Origin of the sequence: Citromicrobium bathyomarinum, from assembly GCA_001306305.2 — a bacterium.
Classification (GTDB): domain Bacteria; phylum Pseudomonadota; class Alphaproteobacteria; order Sphingomonadales; family Sphingomonadaceae; genus Alteriqipengyuania; species Alteriqipengyuania bathyomarina.
Genome location: CP155577.1, coordinates 124961 through 140809 on the forward strand (window position 1 = coordinate 124961; position 15849 = coordinate 140809).

Here is a 15849-nt window from a genome sequence, read left to right on the forward strand (position 1 = left end):
GGTTCGTCGTTAAAATCGGCATAAATTGTTTCGTTACCCGCGAAGTGCTATCTGCACGGGCATGGACGCAGTACTCGAACGCAAGCCCGATTTTTCGCAAATACCCGTCATGCCCGACGACGTATTCACCGCGCCGCTCAAGCGGCCGGCGCATGTCGGGGAGGACTGGCTCGAACCCAAGCAGACCGAGTACGACAGCGAGGACGACCGGATCTGGGACGATCTGTTCGCCCGCCAGATGGAAATCCTGCCTGGACGGGCGGCGACCGCTTTTCTCGAAGGGCTGGAGCGACTCGACCTGGGCGCGGGCGGCGTACCCGAATTCGGCGAGCTGTCCGAGTCGCTCGACAAGCTGACCGGGTGGAGCGTGGTACCCGTACCGATGCTGATCCCCGATCACATCTTCTTCTGGCACCTCGCCAACCGGCGCTTCCCCGCGGGCAATTTCATCCGCACGCGCGAAACCTTCGACTACATCCAGGAACCCGACGTGTTCCACGATGTGTTCGGCCACGTGCCGATGCTGACCAACCCGGTCTTCGCCGATTACATGCAGGAATATGGCCGCGCAGGCTGGCGTGCGATGAAGCATAACCGCCTCAAGGCACTCGGCGCGCTGTACTGGTACACGGTCGAATTCGGCCTGATCATGGAAGGCGGGAATGATCTGCGCGCCTATGGCGCAGGGATTCTCTCAGGCCCGACCGAGGCTGTGTTCTCGGTCGAGGCGAAGAGCCCCAACCGGATCATGCTCAACGTCGATCGTGTGATGCGGACCGATTATGTGATCTCGGACCTGCAGCCGACCTATTTCGTGATCGAAAGCTTCGAGGATCTGTATCGCAAGACGGTCGAGCGCGATTTCGAGACGCTCTACCAGAAGCTGCCGCCGTCCTTCACCTACGCCAATTCGGCGGTGATCGACGTGGACAATGTGGTCAATGTCGGCACGCAGGAATACCTGCTGCGTGGCGGGCGCGGCAGCAGCGCACGGCCCGTATAGGGCTCTGCCCACACGCACCCCGGCACGGGTGCCTTTCGGACAAACAAAAACCGGCCCCGAATCGCTTCGGGGCCGGTCGAATTCATCCGACGGATGAAACCCGATTATTCCGCAGCAGCGGTTTCGTCGGTGGTTTCTTCGGTGGTCGCTTCGTCAGCGGCGTCGGTCGCCATGGTGTCTTCAGCCATCGCGTCGTCGGCGGCGTCGGTCGCCATCGCGTCTTCAGCCATCGCATCGTCGGCAGCGTCGGTCGCCATGGTGTCTTCAGCCATGGTGTCTTCGGTGGTGGTGTCTTCGGCGGTTTCGCCGCAAGCAGCGACGCCCAGGCCCAGAACGACGGTCGACGCGATCAGAGCGGCTTTGAAAGTGGTCTTCATGATTCTTCCCCTAGATTGGTTGGGGCTTCCGCATAGCCACGTTTTTGCCACACGGATACCCTGAATTTGCCTCAATCAGGATGGGATATGCAGATTTCTGCGGATTAGCGGCGGGCGTGCGAGGCCGCAAATGACACAATTGCGAGCACTGCCAGACCAATAGCGATCGCCACGAGCAGCGCGTTGGCACCCAGCGATCCGATCAGCGAGGCATCGCTGACGGCCATGCCAGACACCACGGTCGCGCCTGCACCCAGGGCGATTCGCAGCCACGCAGAGCGCGCATCGTCGGCACCGGTTACAAGCGCGACGATCCAGCCGATGACGCCGCCGCTACAGATGAGGATCAAAAAGCCTATCGCTCGATTCAACAAAAGTTAGGTTTCTGCACTTTTGTCGAACAGCCGAACCCGGGCTTGGTTCCCGCTCGTTTACCCCACCACCCTCAGCAAGGTGCGGATCGGGCGGCCGCGGACAAGGGCAAGCCCCTTGTCGGCTAGAATGCGAAGAGCCAGATCAGCGTGACCGAGCCGATCAGGATGCGGTACCACGCGAAAGGCGCGAAGCCGCGCTTGCTGACATAGGCGACGAAGGCCCGCACCACGACCAGCGCGACCAGGAAGCTGGCGACGAAGCCCAGCGCGATATGCGTCCAGCCGATCGTCGCGGTCCCTGCGAGAAGCTCCGGCTCCTGGACGATCTTGACTACCGACGCACCGAGCATGGTCGGCACCGCGAGGAAGAACGAGAACTCGGCCGCAGTCTTGCGCCCCACGCCCATCGCCAGTGCGCCCATGATGGTCGCGCCCGAGCGGCTGGTGCCGGGGATCATCGCAAGGCACTGGACGAAGCCGATTCCGATCGCCGTCTTCCACGACAGCGCCTCGACCCCCTGCTCCTCGCGCGTGGGGATGGCCTTCTCCAGCACGAGGATCGCGATCCCGCCCACGATCAGCGCGATGGCGACCACGGCGGGGCTTTCCAGCATCGCGTCGATCACGTCGAGGATCAGCAGGCCGATCACTGCGGCGGGCAGGAAGGCGAGCAGGATGTTGCGCACGAACAAAATCGCCTTGCGCTCTCCGCGCAGCAACCCGGTGCCCATGGTCCAGAAGGTTTTGAAATAGGTCACCACTACCGCGAGGATCGCGCCCAGCTGGATGATGATATTGTACTGCCGCCACAGCGCCGGGTCGTAGCCGAACCACGCCTGCGCGAGGATCAGGTGACCGGTCGAGGAGACCGGCAGGAACTCGGTCAGCCCTTCGAGGATGCCGAGCAGGATCGCGGTTACGATGGTGTCCATGGGCGACACGCTCAAAGACAAGGGGCCGCGCAAGTCAAGCTCGCGCGGCCCCACAGTGTCAGGATGACAGGCTTATGCCCGCTTACCAGATCCGGATCCGCTCTTCGGGCGGCAGGTACAGATCGTCCTGCGGGGTCACGTTGAAGGCGTCGTACCACGCATCCATGTTGCGCACGATGCCGTTGACCCGGAACTCTTCCGGGCTGTGCGGATCGGTCAGCAGGCGGGTGCGGGCCGCTTCCTCGCGCTGCTGGCTGCGCCACACCTGCGCCCAGGCGAGGAAGAAGCGCTGGTCGCCGGTCAGCCCGTCGATCACCTTGTCTTCCTTGCCATTCAGGCTGAGCTTGTAGGCGCGGTAGGCAAGGCTGAGCCCTCCCAGATCGCCGATATTCTCGCCCAGCGTCAGGCGACCGTTCACGCAGGTCTCGCCATCGTCGAGCGGGCAATAGCTGTTGTACTGCGCGACCAGTGCATCGCCCAGCTTGTCGAACGCGGCGCGGTCGGCGTCGGTCCACCAGTTGCGCAGCATGCCGGTGCCATCGGACTTGGAACCCTGATCGTCGAAGCCGTGGCCCATCTCGTGCCCGATGACGCCGCCGATCCCGCCGTAGTTCACCGCCGGATCATTGCTCAGCGCGAAGAACGGCTGCTGCAGGATCGCGGCGGGGAAGACGATCTCGTTCTTGGTCGAGTTGTAGTAGGCGTTGACCGTCTGCGGCAGCATGAACCACTCGGTCCGGTCGATCGGGCCGCCCAGCTTGGAAAGATTGTCCTTCCACTGCCAGCGGGCCGCAGCCATCCGGTTGGCGATCGGATCGCCCGGAGTGATGGTCAGCCCCTGATAGGTTTCCAGATTGTCGCGGTAGCCGATCTTGGGATCGAAGCTGTCGAGCTTGTCGAGCGCTTCTTCCTTGGTCGCCTCTCCCATCCAGTCGATCTCGCCGATCGACTGGCGCAGCGCGACACGCAGGTTGGCCACCAGCTCTTCCATCGCGGCCTTGTTTTCCGCCGGGAAGTACTCCGCGACGTAGGACTTGCCGAGCAGCTCGCCGAGCAGGCCCTCGGTCTCGCCGATCGCGCGCTTCCACCGGGGGCGCTGTTCGGGCGTGCCCTGCAGCACCTTGCCGTAGAACGCGAAATCCGCCTCATCGAAACGCGAGGGCAGGACCGAGGCGTTGTTTTCGAGGAATTCCTTGATCGTCCAGGCCTGCAGCACCTCGACCGGGGTATTCACCGCCAGCTCCATCAGCGCGGGCGTGCCGCCGCCGATCTTGTCGAGCGTTTCGTCCGTCAGGCCGAGCTCCTTCGCCTGCTCGAGGCTGGGCGGAAGGTCGCCGACGATGAAGCGGTCGGTATCGGCAAAGCCGCTCGCGGTGAGCAGCGCGGTGAGCGGGAAGCCACCGGCCAGTGCGCCCAGTTCTTCGGGCGTCAGCGCATTGTAGGTCAGGTCGCGGTTGCGGCGCGTCGCGCGGTCCCAGGAGACCTTGCGGGCAATGCTGTCTTCGAAATTGTACACGGACTCGGCCATCGCGGCGGGGTCGTCATAGCCTGCCTCTTTCAGCAGGAAGGTCAGGTATTCGCGATACTTGGCCTGGATCTCGCGGCCCTTGTCCGTCTCGTCGAGATAGTAGTCGCGGTCCGGCAGGCCGAGGCCACCCGATCCGACATAGACCGAATAGCGGGTCGGCTCCTTCGAATCGACGCTGACGCCGCCGCCCATCGGCGAGGAATAGCCCGGCGTGCCCCACAGCGTGGCGAGCTCCGCCAGTGTGCCCGCATCGCGGATCTTGTCGAGATAGGGCTGCGCGGGCGCAAGGCCGGCGGCATTGATCGCGTCGGTATCGAAATAGGAATTATAGGCGTCGACGATACGCTTCTCGTCCGACGTCAGCTGCGCGGCCGGCTTCTTGAGCAGGCTGTCGACCAGCGTGTTCACATCGCTGGTCGACTTCTCGCGCAGCAGGTTGAACGCACCGAAGCGGCTGTATTCCGGCGGCAGCGGGTTCGCATCGAGCCACTTCTGGTTGACGTAGGCGAAGAAGTCGTCGCCCGGATCGATCGTGTCGGACAGCAGCGAGGTGTCGACGCCCCATTCGCCGAAGCTCATCGTCGGCGTGGCGGTTTCGCCCTCGCTCGAGCCATTGTCCTGCAACAGCATCTCGATCCCGTCGGGCGCGTCCCCCTCATGGGCGGCGGCGGGCGCGGCGATCGCCAGCGCGGCAACGCTAGCGGTGGCTAGGAAGGTTCGGATCATGATTATGCCCCTTGTTCAAAGATTTGCTTCTATCGCCGCCCGCGATGAACGGCGGATTGCGCATGGTGCCGTCATACGCCCATGCGGGCCAGGTACAGCGACGCTCGTCGGGCCGAGTCTGTCGCTCATCGATTGAGGCAGCGCCGCAATCAGGCGGTGTCGCTGCGCGGCGCGTCGAATTGCAGCTTTGCGAGCTGCGCATAGAGCCCGCCGCGTGCGACGAGTTCGGAATGGGTGCCCTGCTGCACGATCCGGCCACCGTCCATCACCACGATCCGGTCCGCCTCGCGCACGGTGGCGAGCCGGTGCGCGATGACCAGCGTGGTCCGCCCGCGCATCACGTGGCCGAGCGCTTCCTGCACCAGCCGCTCGCTCTGCGCGTCGAGCGCGCTGGTCGCCTCGTCGAGCAGGAGGATCGGCGAATCGCGCAGGATCGCGCGAGCGATCGCGAGTCGCTGCTGCTGCCCGCCGGACAGGCGCGTGCCGTCCTCGCCCAGATTGGTGTCTAGCCCCTGAGGCAGCGCCTCGATGAAGTCGGCCGCATTGGCGAGGCGCGCGGCCTCCCAGATCTCCTCGTCGCTCGCATCCCAGCGGCCGTAGCGCAGGTTGTCACGCGCATTGCCGGAAAACAGCGTGCCGATCTGCGGGACGAAGGCCATCCGCTCGCGGATTTCGGCCGGGTCGGCGCTCGGCAAGGCAATCCCGTCAAGCCGGATCGTGCCCTCATCGGGATCGTAGAACCGCTGGGCGAGCATGAAGAGCGTCGACTTGCCCGCCCCAGACGGGCCGACCAGCGCGACGGTTTCCCCCGGCTCGATCTCCAGCGTCAGGTCGTCGATCACGACCTCGCCGGGGCGGCTGGGATAGGTGAAGCTGACATTGCGGAACGACAGGCTGCCGCGCGCGGGCACGGGCAGCGGCTGCGGTTTGGGCGGCGGGGCGATGGCCGGCTCTGCGTGTAGCAGCTCGGCCAGCCGGTCCGCCGCGCCCGCTCCGCGCAGCAGATCGCCATAGACTTCGGTCAGCGAACCGAACGCGCCTGCGACCAGCCCGCCGGTCAGCACGAAAGCGGTGATCGTGCCCCCGGTGATGACGCCTTCCGACACCGCGAGCGCGCCGCGCCACATGACCATCGTGATCCCGCCAAAGATCAGCACGATGACGATCGAGGTCATCGCCGCGCGCAGCAGGATGCGCCGTTTCGCGCTGTCGAAGGTTCGCTCGACCACACCGGCGAAGCGTTTGCCCTCGCGCTTTTCCTGGCCGAAGCTCTGGACGATCGGCATCGCGCTCAGCACTTCGGTGACATAGGCCCCGACATCGGCGACCCGGTCCTGGTTGGAGCGCGAAACCTTGCGAATCTTGCGCCCGAAGAACACGATCGGCGCGAGCACCAGCGGAATCCCGATCAGCAAGCCGAGGGTGAGCGAGGGCGCGAGATAGAGCAGCAGCAGGATGCCGCCGATTGCGGTCAGGCTGTTGCGCAGCGCGACCGAAACCGTCGTCCCCACCACGGTTTCGATGATCGCGGTGTCCGAAGTCATCCGGCTCGAAATTTCTTTCGGGCTGTTTTCCTCGTAGAAGCTCGGCGACTGGCGAAGCAGGTTTTCCTGCACCTTGAGCCGGATATTGGCGACCACCCGCTCGCCCAGCCAGCTGACGAAATAGAACCGCAGCGCGGTGCCGATGCCCAGCACCACCACGATCATCAGCAGGTACTCGAAGGCGTGCGCGATCTGCTCCGGCCCCGCGCTGCCGCCGAACGCATCGTCGACGATCACCTTGAAGCGCCACGGAATCGCTAGCGTCGCGGCAGATGTGGTGAGCAGCGCGGCAGCGGCGAAGGCGATCTCGCGCGGGTAGCGTGCCGCCTCACGGTAGACCATGCGCAAGGGGGCGAGCGAGCGAGCCTTGGGCGGGCCGGCCTCGGCTTCAGGTAAACTGCCCCGGCGCCGCCGGCCTTTGTGAGTCTGATCTTCGCGAGCCATGTGCGCCCCGCCTAGCCGCGCGGCGGCGGGAAATCCACGGTCGATGGACACCTCATCCACCTCGTACGTTGCCTATAATACATTGTGCGTTGCACAACGGCATGAACCCGGGCAGGCTATTGCCCAACCCGGAGGCGATTTTCGCCCCGACACTGAATGTAAGAGGCCCCCCGTGCTCTATCACGCTTACGAATTGCAGGCCGCCTGGCTGAACAGTGCCAGCGCGATGGCCTCGATCGGCTCCGAATTGCTGACCAATCCGCGCAACCCGATGGCCTATACCGGTATCGGACCGATCGCCGGCTCCGCGCTGGAGGTTTTCGCGCACGCCACGATCCGGCGCGGAAAGCCCGAATTCGACATCGAAAGCGTCACCGTGAAGGGCAAGGCCGATCCGGTGTCCGAGACGCTGGTGCTGCACCGTCCCTTCGGCGATCTCAAGCGCTTTCGCCGCGCAGGTCTTCCCGATGATGCACCTGCGGTTCTGATCGTCGCCCCGATGAGCGGTCATTTCGCCACCCTGCTGCGCGGTACCGTCGAACGGATGATCGAAAGCGCCGAGGTCTACATCACCGACTGGCACGACGCGCGCGACATCCCCCTCGCCGAAGGGCGCTTCGACCTCGACGACTACATCGATTACATCGTCGAGTTCCTGCAGGAGATCGCGCAGCGTAACGAAGGCGAGGCCGCGCATGTGGTCGCGGTATGCCAGCCCTCCGTCCCCGCGCTCGCCGCGACCGCGCTGATGAACGGCGTGAAGGACAAGGCCTCACCCAAGACACTCACCATGATGGGCGGGCCGATCGACACGCGCGAAAGCCCGACCACGGTCAACGACATGGCGATGAAGCGGCCGCTCAGCTGGTTCCGGCAGAACGTGATTGCTACGGTGCCCGCCCAGTACGCGGGCAGCGGGCGGCGCGTCTATCCCGGCTTCATGCAGCTGGCGAGCTTCATGAGCATGAACCTGGGCGGCCACATCCTCTCGCATTACGAGATGTACAAGCATCTGGTCGCGGGTGAGGACGAAAGCGCCCAGCTGACCAAGGATTTCTACGAGGAATATCGCAGCGTCTGCGACATGACGGCGGAATTCTACCTCCAGACGGTGGAAGAGGTGTTCCAGAAGCACTCGCTGCCGAACAACGAGCTGGAGCATCGCGGCAAGGTGATCGACCTGGGCGATATTACGCAGACCGCGCTGCTCGCGGTCGAGGGGGAGCGAGACGATATTTCGGGCATCGGCCAGACCAAGGCCGCGCTGCCGCTGGCGCGCAACCTGTCGGACAAGAAGAAGCGCTATTACCTCGCCGAAGGCGCAGGGCATTACGGCATCTTCAACGGCAGCAAGTGGCGCACAAAGATCGCGCCGGTGGTTGAGGAATTCATGGCCGAACACGGCTGATTGCAGCCGCAGCAGCTCGGGCACGCTAGGCTACGTCTGGCTTCGGCGTTCGCTTGAGGACGCGCCTCACGGTCCGCCCCACGACCACGATCAGCACGATGCTGAGCACCAGCAGCACGGCGGCGATGACCGCTGCGATCACCGGATTGGCGAAGGCCAGCGCCAGTAGCCCGACGGTGGCAACGTCTTCCGCGGTCGAGGCGACGACGTTGCTGACCGGTTCGGGACTGGTGTTGATCGCGGCGCGCGCGCTCGCCTTGCCCGCATGCGCGGCAAAGGCCGCCCCGCCGCCGAGCAGAAAGGCGACAACCTGCCATGTCGGATCGGACGGATCGATAATCGCCAGCGCCAGCAGCGCGCCCCCGATCGGTCGGATCAGCGAATGGACCGCATCCCAGATCGAATCGAGCCACATGACCTTGTCGGCGAGGAATTCCATCACCGCGCCGACGCCTGCGACGCCCAGCACCCATGGATTGGCGAGCACGTCGAGCACCTGCAGCTGCTCGGGCAGCGGCACCCACCCGGTCCGCATGGCGAGCCCGGTGATCAGGATCGTGGCGTAGAGCCGCCAGCCCGACAGCAGGCTGACACTACCCGCAAGGCCAAGGAGTTCGATGATTCCCATGGGGTCAGCCTAGCACATTTGCCGACGCCGCGCGCGCAAACGAATGTTCAGCGCCGCCGGTGCGCCGCCAGATCATAGGGCTCGCCCAACCGACCGACCGGGATGTCGAGCGCAGCGCAATCCCAATCGCCGCGCGTGGCGACCGCGCGGTAGGCGCGTTCGAGGAACCGCAACAACACCGCCTCGGGATCGTCGGCAGAGCGGACCGCCGCGTAGGGCAGCACGAATTCGCCCAGATCGGTGTGCCAGTAAGCTTCGGCAGGTTCGATGCCAGCCTTGTCCAGCCCCTCGGGCGTGGGGTAGCCATAGGCGTAGAACGCCGCTTCCTCGACCCCGCCACCGCCCGGCCAGAAGCCGAAACTGGCGACCTCGTGGCTATAGGCTTCGCGCGTAACCTCGTCGGGCAGGTTGGGAAAACCGCCGGGATGCAACGGTGCCTCGCGCCCAGAGAAACGAGTCACCGCAAGATCGAAGCTGCCCCAGAACAGATGCACCGGGCTGGACTTGCCGACAAAGCCGGTGCGGAACTCGAACAGCACCCGCGCAGCGTCGGAAAACGCGCGGTGGAGCCGCTGGACCGTGTCGCTATCCCACTCGCGCGGAGCATCGTCCTGCGCGAAGGGGATCGCCTCCTCGACCTCGTTGGGGCTGCCATCGATCGATGTGGCGATGCCCGCCTCGCGCAGCATGTCGCTCAGTTCGGAATGGAAGTCCGCCACGCTCTGCCCGGTGACGGCCATCGTCCGCTCATGCCCGTCCGATGTCGTCAGGACGAGACGCGAGGCGTGGCAATCGAGCAGGATCTCGGCTTCGCCCGCATCGGCCTGCACGGGGTAGGTACGAAAGCCGGTCGGCACGACCAGCATCGCGAGGTGCCAGCTGTGGTTGCACCACGGCAGGGCACGGGTCGGCAGCTTGCCGATCACCTGGAGGTAGGCGTGGACGGTGGCGTAAACCGATTTCTCGGCCTCGAAATCGAGCGCGGGCCACCGTCCAGCCATGTCAGTCTCCGTTATGCGAGGATCACAGGACCTCGAAGATGCCCGCTGCACCCATGCCGCCTCCGACGCACATGGTGACGCAGATGTATTTGGCACCGCGGCGCTTGCCTTCGATCAGCGCGTGGCCGACGCAGCGTGCGCCCGTCATGCCGTAGGGGTGGCCGATCGAGATCGAGCCGCCGTTGACGTTGAGGTCTTCGTCGGGGATGCCGAGCTTGTCGCGGCAGTAGAGCACCTGCACCGCGAAGGCTTCGTTCAGCTCCCACAGGCCGATGTCGCTCATCTTCAGGCCGGTGCGTTCGAGCACTGCGGGGATTGCGAAGACCGGGCCGATGCCCATCTCGTCGGGCTCGGTGCCCGCGACCGCCATGCCGACATAACGGCCCAGCGGGGTCAGGCCGCGCTTCTCGGCGAGCTTTTCTTCCATCAGGATGCTGGCCGACGAACCGTCGGACAGCTGGCTGGCGTTACCGGCGGTGATCGTGCTGTCGGGGCCCATCACGGGGTTGAGCGACTGCAGCCCTTCCAGCGTGGTGCTGGGACGGTTGCCTTCGTCCTTGGCGACGGTGACTTCTTGGTCGGAAACCTCGCCGGTTTCCTTGTCCTTCACCTTCATGGTGACGGTGACGGGCACGATTTCGTCATCGAACTTGCCGGCTTCCTGCGCGGCGGCGGTGCGCTGCTGCGAGCGGAGCGCGTATTCGTCCTGCGCGTCGCGGCTGATGCCGTAGCGCTTGGCGACGGTTTCGGCCGTCTGCAGCATCGGCATATAGACCGCGTTGTGCATCGCCATCAGCTCGGGATCGGGCATGACGCGCATTTCGGGGGTCTGGACGAGGCTGATCGATTCCTGGCCGCCGCCCGCGACGATATCCATGTTGTCGACGATGATCTGCTTGGCAGCGGTCGAGATCGCCATCAGGCCCGAAGAGCACTGACGGTCGATCGTCATGCCGGAAACGCCGATCGGGCAGCCCGAACGCAGCGCGACCTGGCGGCCGAGGTTACCGGCCTGCGCGCCCTGCTGGAGCGCGGCGCCCCACACGACGTCGTTGATTTCGCCGGCCTCGATCTTGGCCCGCTCGATCGCGGGGGCGAGCGAGTAGGAGCCGAGGGTCGCGCCCTTGGTGTTGTTGAAGCCGCCTTTGTACGCGCGGCCGATGGCGGTGCGGGCGGTGGAAACGATGACTGCACTACGGGTCATGGGAAGGGTCCTCTTGCTGAGTCCCAGCGGAAGCCGGGACCTCCTTATTCTTGCTGCCTGATCGCATGAGGTCCCAGCTTTCGCCGGGACTCACGCCAAGGATTTAGACGAAGAACATCGTCATCCATTCGCAGATCAGGGCGGGCTTATCCTCGCCTTCGATCTCGATCGTGATCTCGACCGTCTGCTGCCACTGGCCGGGGCGCTTCTCGGTCATTTCGAGCAGCTTCCAGTGGCCGCGGATCTTCTTTCCGCTCCGCACCGGGTTGATGAAGCGCGTCTTGTTGCCGCCGTAGTTGACGGCCATCTTGATCCCGTCGGGCTTGGGCAGGTCAGCTTCGGCGCTGAGATAGGGAATCATCGAAAGGGTCAGGAAGCCGTGGGCGATGGTGCCGCCGAACGGCGTCATCTTGGCCGCTTCCTCGTTCACGTGGATGAACTGGTGGTCGCCGGTTGCCTCGGCGAACTGGTTGATCCGGTCTTGGCTGATCTCAACCCAGGGGCTGGTGCCGATCTGTTCGCCGACCTTTTCAGCGATATCCTGCGGGCTCATGCGCGCCTCTCCTTTGCGTGGATTTGTGCGCGCTCCATGCCGTATGCCGGGCGCTAGCGCAATGGAGGCGGGCCTGTCGCTACGGCATCGGGAGCGGCGGCGCGCCGCTGTGCGGCCAGCCGCTCTCCCACAGTGGCACCCTGCGGCGAATCATAGCGCTTCGCATAGATTGCCAGCGCGATCTGGAGCCCTGCCAGCATCATGATGAAGGGCTGCCACGCGATCCCCTGAAACAGCGCGCCGACCAGATAGATCAGCTGCGCATATTGGAGCGCGATGGCCAGATGGCCGAGCCATTCGACCTGTGGGTCTGCCCGCCTGCGCATTCGCCGCCGGACCAGTTCCATCTGCAACAGGCCCAGCGCCTGGAGCAGCAGCCACGCGATCAGGCCGGGCCAGCCCTGTTCGCCCAGCATCTCGAAGATCGCCGAGTGATAGGCGCGACCCTCGTCCACCACCTTCTCGAACCGGGTGGTGGTCATGTTCCCCTCGCCCGTCGTCTGCGGCATGCGATAGGTGAAGCTGTTGGCGCGATAGGCCTCGAACCCACCGCCCAGCGGCCGGTCCTTCGCGTAGTCGATCGTCCATTCCCACACCGCCATCCGGGTCGAGGCGCTTTCGTCCTCCTCCGCAGTCATCATCGTGGCCATGCGGTCGGCATAGGATTGCGGCAGGAACGGGAAGGCGGCGACGCACAGCAGCACGCCGCCGACCGCGAGCAGCAGCTTGTGGCGGCTTTCGCGCAGGATCAGCAGGCCGAGCATGGCGATGCACAGCAGGCCCGTGCGCGCCTCGGTCCCGATCGGGATCAGCAGGCAGGCCCCTGCCAGACAGGCCGCGAAGATCTTGACCGGCAGGCTGGGGGGAAAGATCGTTCCGTAGCGGGTGAACCAGTAGAGCAATGGGATGATCGCGATCGCCACGGTCGAGATGGTGGAGCTCTCGTAGATGCCGCTATTGTCGTTCACGAACAGCGACAGCGTGCCGTAGCCGCCGCCGCCGAACACGGTCTTGATCCCGCCGGAAATGATGATCGCCCCGGCCGTCAGCACCATGACCAGCGCGGCGGCTTCGAAGCGCAGCTTGGTGGTCACGGTGAACGGCAGGAAAATCGCGAACACCAGCGTCTTCCACACCCAGTCCCACTTGGCGAGCGCGGGCTCGGTGAACTCGGCCCCCTGCAGCGTGAACCAGCTCCACACCAGCAGGAACAGCATCAGCGCCTGGCGGAAGGTAAAGGTCGGCTTCGTCTTCTTGTCCATCAGCAGCCAGCCGCCGAAGGCCGCCGCAAAGGCGATCAGCGAGACCGGCACGCTGGTGATGATCCCGAAACCCATCTTCTGCGGGGCGAGGATATCGACATAGAGATAGGCGCAGACCCACAGGAACGGGCGCTTGAGCCCGAACAGCAGGAGAAGGCCGAAAAAGCCGAGGAGGAACAGGTCGGTCATGCGCCCGGGTCGCTATCGGCTCCCGGTTCGAGCAGCGGATCCTCGTCTAGGTCGTCGCGCAGCATTAGCCGATAGGCCGCCAGCAGCAGCAATCCGTGGATCGAAACGATGACGATCATATCGATCACGGCGTGAATGCTCCATCGGGCAGGTGACGGGCACGGACCTTTCCGGGCCATCTCGCAGCCGCGCTATCAGGGCGGAGTTGACGCGGCGTTAAGGGCACCGCGCTAGGCACAGCCTGCCATGCGCGTTCTTCACGTCCTCGATCATTCGCTCCCGCTGCACAGCGGCTACGCCTTCCGCACCCGAGCCATCATGCGCGCGCAGCTGGCGGCCGGGCTGGATGTGCGCGGGCTCACCGGTCCGCGCCACAGCGCCGTCGGCCCGCAGACGGAAAGCTGCGAAGGACTCACCTTTCATCGCAGCGAGGGTGCGGCAGGCGGCCCTCCGCTGATCGGCGAGTGGCGCGAGGTTAAGGCACAGGCCGATGCAATCGTGCAGCTGGCGGAAGAATGGCAACCCGATGTACTCCACGCGCATTCGCCTGCGCTATGCGGTCTCGCTGCCGTCCGGGCGGGCAGGAAGCTCGATATCCCGGTGGTGTACGAGATCCGCGCCTTCTGGGAGGACGCAGCGGTCTCCAACGGGACCGGGCACGAAGGGTCGGCCAAATATCGCCTGACCCGGATGCTCGAAAACCATGTCGTGGGTCGCGCGGACGCGGTATTCACGATCTGCGAGGGGCTGCGCGACGATCTGGTCGCGCGCGGTTTCCCGCCCGGCAAGATCGGCATTTCGCCCAATGCGGTCGACCTGACCCAGTTCGGAGATCCTGCTCCGCGCAACGGCGAACTCGCCGCCCGGCTCGGCGTGAGCGACGGCCCGGTGATCGGCTTCATCGGCAGTTTCTACCCTTACGAAGGGCTCGACGATCTGATTGCGGCGCTGCCCGCGCTGCAAAGGCGCCACCCGGACGCGCGCCTGCTGCTGGTCGGCGGCGGGCCGGACGATGCCGCTCTGCGCGCACAGGCGGACGCCTCGAGCGCGGGCGACTCGATCGTCTTCGCAGGCCGCGTCCCGCATGGCGAGGTGGCCGACTACTATTCGCTGATCGACATTCTCGCCTTCCCGCGCAAACGCAGCCGCCTGACCGAACTGGTCACCCCGCTCAAGCCGCTGGAGGCAATGGCGCAGGGGCGTATCGTCGCCGCCTCGGATGTCGGCGGGCACAGGGAACTGATCGATCACGGGCAGACAGGGGTGCTCTTCCCCGCCGACGATCCGCACGCATTGGCCACCGTGCTGGGCGACATGCTCGATCGGCAGGCCGAATGGCCCGCGATCCGCGAAAGGGCCGGCAAGTATGTTGCGCTCGAACGCGACTGGGCGATAAATGCCCAGCGTTATCAAGCCATTTACCATCGCCTGCTAGGCAGGCCTTTGGATCGGTCGCCCGAAGGCGCGGCGTGGGCAGTTCCCGCTGGGAGAGCCCGCGCCAGCCAGGGCGGCACGCGATAGAGGACAAGCAGGGTGACCGAGAGCGATCACACCGCACAGACACACGCCGGCAAAGGTGCCGGATTTACGCAGAGCACGGCCTTCGTCATCATCGTCGGCCTGTGGTTCGCCGCGCTGTTCGGCGGCGGCTGCCTGCTGCTGCCTCCCGTATTGTTCGACGCGGCGTTTTCCGGCGAGCCGCCGTTCGGCCCCAACACGCGCATCATCTTTGTCGCGGTCGCTGCCGGGCTGGGGCTGCTGCTGGGCCTGTTCATCGCGAGCCGTGTGCGCAGCGATGACGAGCAGGCCCCCCGCTCGATCGAAACCAGTGCCGAACCGCGCAAGACCCGCAAGAGAAAGGCGCGCGCGCCGCTCGACGTTCGTGCCGCGCTCGGCATGCTGCGCGGCGCAGAAGACGAGGACGCGGACAAGGTGGCCGAGGAGAAGGAGCGCCCCGCCCCGCCTCCGCAAGATGCCCGCTACGAACTGACCGACGAGATCGGCCCGCCGATCGACGATCCCTATTTCGCATCGGCATGGAGCGATTCGGGCAGCCACGACGCCGATGTCCCGACCGACGAGACAGAGGATGCCGAGCAGGACGAATCCGTGCCGCTGCCCGGGCACGATCCGCAGGTCTTTGGCGCTGACGCAGCCCCGGACGACGGGAGCGACGACGCATGGCCGGTCGAGCAGGAAATCGCTCAGCCGACGCCCGTCCCGCAACCCTCGCGCTACAACCCTTTCGCCGATTTCGTGTCCAAGGAAGAGCCGGAGGACGCAGAGCCGCGCCGCAAGGAAGCGCCCGCTGCCCAACCGCTGTCTTTCGCGCCCGCAGCGCAGGCACAGCCCCCCCTCGACCTCACGCAGATCGAGCGGATGATGTCGCGCCCCACCGCGCCGCCTCCGCCCCCGGTCTGGCCCGCACCGCGTGCCGAAGAACCGGAATTGCAGGAGCTCGGAGTTGCAGAACTGGTCGAACGTCTCGCCCGCGCCCTGCAGGGTGAGGCCGAAGCGCAGGCTGGCACCACCCCGCCGCGCACCGGCGCACATCGCCACGAATCGGCGCTGGCGCCGAAATCCGTGCCCGATGAAAGCGACATCGACCGGGCGTTGCGCGTCGCGCTGGACCGACTGACCCGGCTCGACGACGTGGCCTGACAGCGCGCGGATTCG

Annotated in this window: 15 protein-coding genes; 4 read left to right on the forward strand and 11 right to left on the reverse strand. The window is 65.4% G+C overall.

Annotated features, from left to right (window positions below):
- Positions 1-109 precede the first annotated feature (109 nt).
- Positions 110-1003: a phenylalanine 4-monooxygenase gene (gene phhA / locus VO57_000640; GenBank protein XBL69879.1), complete on the forward strand. Its 894-nt coding sequence runs from the start codon at positions 110-112 to the stop codon at positions 1001-1003.
- A 104-nt stretch (positions 1004-1107) separates the two neighbouring features.
- On the opposite strand, the gene VO57_000645 is transcribed toward phhA, so the two are convergent.
- The 5 genes from VO57_000645 to VO57_000665 form a co-directional block, all read right to left on the reverse strand.
- On the reverse strand, positions 1108-1380 hold the full coding sequence (locus tag VO57_000645; GenBank protein XBL69880.1) for a hypothetical protein: 273 nt from the start codon (positions 1378-1380) through the stop codon (positions 1108-1110).
- 104 nt (positions 1381-1484) lie between these two features.
- Complete coding sequence (locus tag VO57_000650) at positions 1485-1730, reverse strand: hypothetical protein (protein XBL69881.1); 246 nt, start codon at positions 1728-1730, stop codon at positions 1485-1487.
- Between the two features lie 146 nt (positions 1731-1876).
- A complete protein-coding gene (locus VO57_000655) occupies positions 1877-2686 on the reverse strand; it encodes an undecaprenyl-diphosphate phosphatase (protein ID XBL69882.1) in 810 nt (269 codons plus the stop codon).
- An 82-nt stretch (positions 2687-2768) separates the two neighbouring features.
- Positions 2769-4940, reverse strand: a complete 2172-nt coding sequence (locus VO57_000660) for a M13 family metallopeptidase (GenBank protein ID XBL69883.1) — start codon at positions 4938-4940, stop codon at positions 2769-2771.
- Positions 4941-5089: 149 nt separating this feature from the next.
- Positions 5090-6826: an ABC transporter transmembrane domain-containing protein gene (locus VO57_000665; GenBank protein ID XBL69884.1), complete on the reverse strand. Its 1737-nt coding sequence runs from the start codon at positions 6824-6826 to the stop codon at positions 5090-5092.
- Between the two features lie 274 nt (positions 6827-7100).
- On the opposite strand from VO57_000665, the gene phaZ reads away from it, so the two are divergent.
- Entirely contained in the window at positions 7101-8336 is a 1236-nt protein-coding gene (gene phaZ, locus VO57_000670; protein ID XBL69885.1) for a polyhydroxyalkanoate depolymerase, read from the forward strand.
- A 25-nt stretch (positions 8337-8361) separates the two neighbouring features.
- Here the strand turns inward: phaZ and VO57_000675 are convergent, their stop codons facing one another.
- From VO57_000675 to VO57_000700, 6 genes are all read right to left on the reverse strand, one after another.
- Entirely contained in the window at positions 8362-8964 is a 603-nt protein-coding gene (locus VO57_000675; GenBank protein XBL69886.1) for a DUF4126 domain-containing protein, read from the reverse strand.
- A 47-nt stretch (positions 8965-9011) separates the two neighbouring features.
- A complete protein-coding gene (locus VO57_000680; GenBank protein ID XBL69887.1) occupies positions 9012-9965 on the reverse strand; it encodes a DUF5996 family protein in 954 nt (317 codons plus the stop codon).
- A 22-nt stretch (positions 9966-9987) separates the two neighbouring features.
- Positions 9988-11169, reverse strand: a complete 1182-nt coding sequence (locus VO57_000685) for an acetyl-CoA C-acyltransferase (protein XBL69888.1) — start codon at positions 11167-11169, stop codon at positions 9988-9990.
- A 103-nt stretch (positions 11170-11272) separates the two neighbouring features.
- Positions 11273-11722, reverse strand: coding sequence for a MaoC family dehydratase (locus VO57_000690; protein XBL69889.1), 450 nt, complete (start codon positions 11720-11722; stop codon positions 11273-11275).
- Positions 11723-11775: 53 nt separating this feature from the next.
- Positions 11776-13173 carry a DUF5935 domain-containing protein gene (locus VO57_000695; GenBank protein XBL69890.1) on the reverse strand — a complete coding sequence of 466 codons (1398 nt, stop codon included), beginning with the start codon at positions 13171-13173 and terminating at the stop codon, positions 11776-11778.
- Positions 13170-13301 (reverse strand): hypothetical protein, encoded by a 132-nt coding sequence (locus VO57_000700; protein XBL71395.1) that lies wholly within the window; start codon positions 13299-13301, stop codon positions 13170-13172. Before VO57_000700 ends, VO57_000695 begins: the two co-directional genes overlap by 4 nt.
- Before the next feature lie 118 nt (positions 13302-13419).
- Here VO57_000700 and VO57_000705 point away from each other — a divergent pair, with 118 nt between their 5' ends.
- The gene (locus tag VO57_000705) at positions 13420-14694 is read left to right on the forward strand and encodes a TIGR04063 family PEP-CTERM/XrtA system glycosyltransferase (protein ID XBL69891.1); all 1275 of its coding nucleotides are present in this window, start codon (positions 13420-13422) and stop codon (positions 14692-14694) included.
- Between the two features lie 12 nt (positions 14695-14706).
- On the forward strand, positions 14707-15834 hold the full coding sequence (locus tag VO57_000710) for a hypothetical protein (protein XBL69892.1): 1128 nt from the start codon (positions 14707-14709) through the stop codon (positions 15832-15834).
- Positions 15835-15849 lie beyond the last annotated feature (15 nt).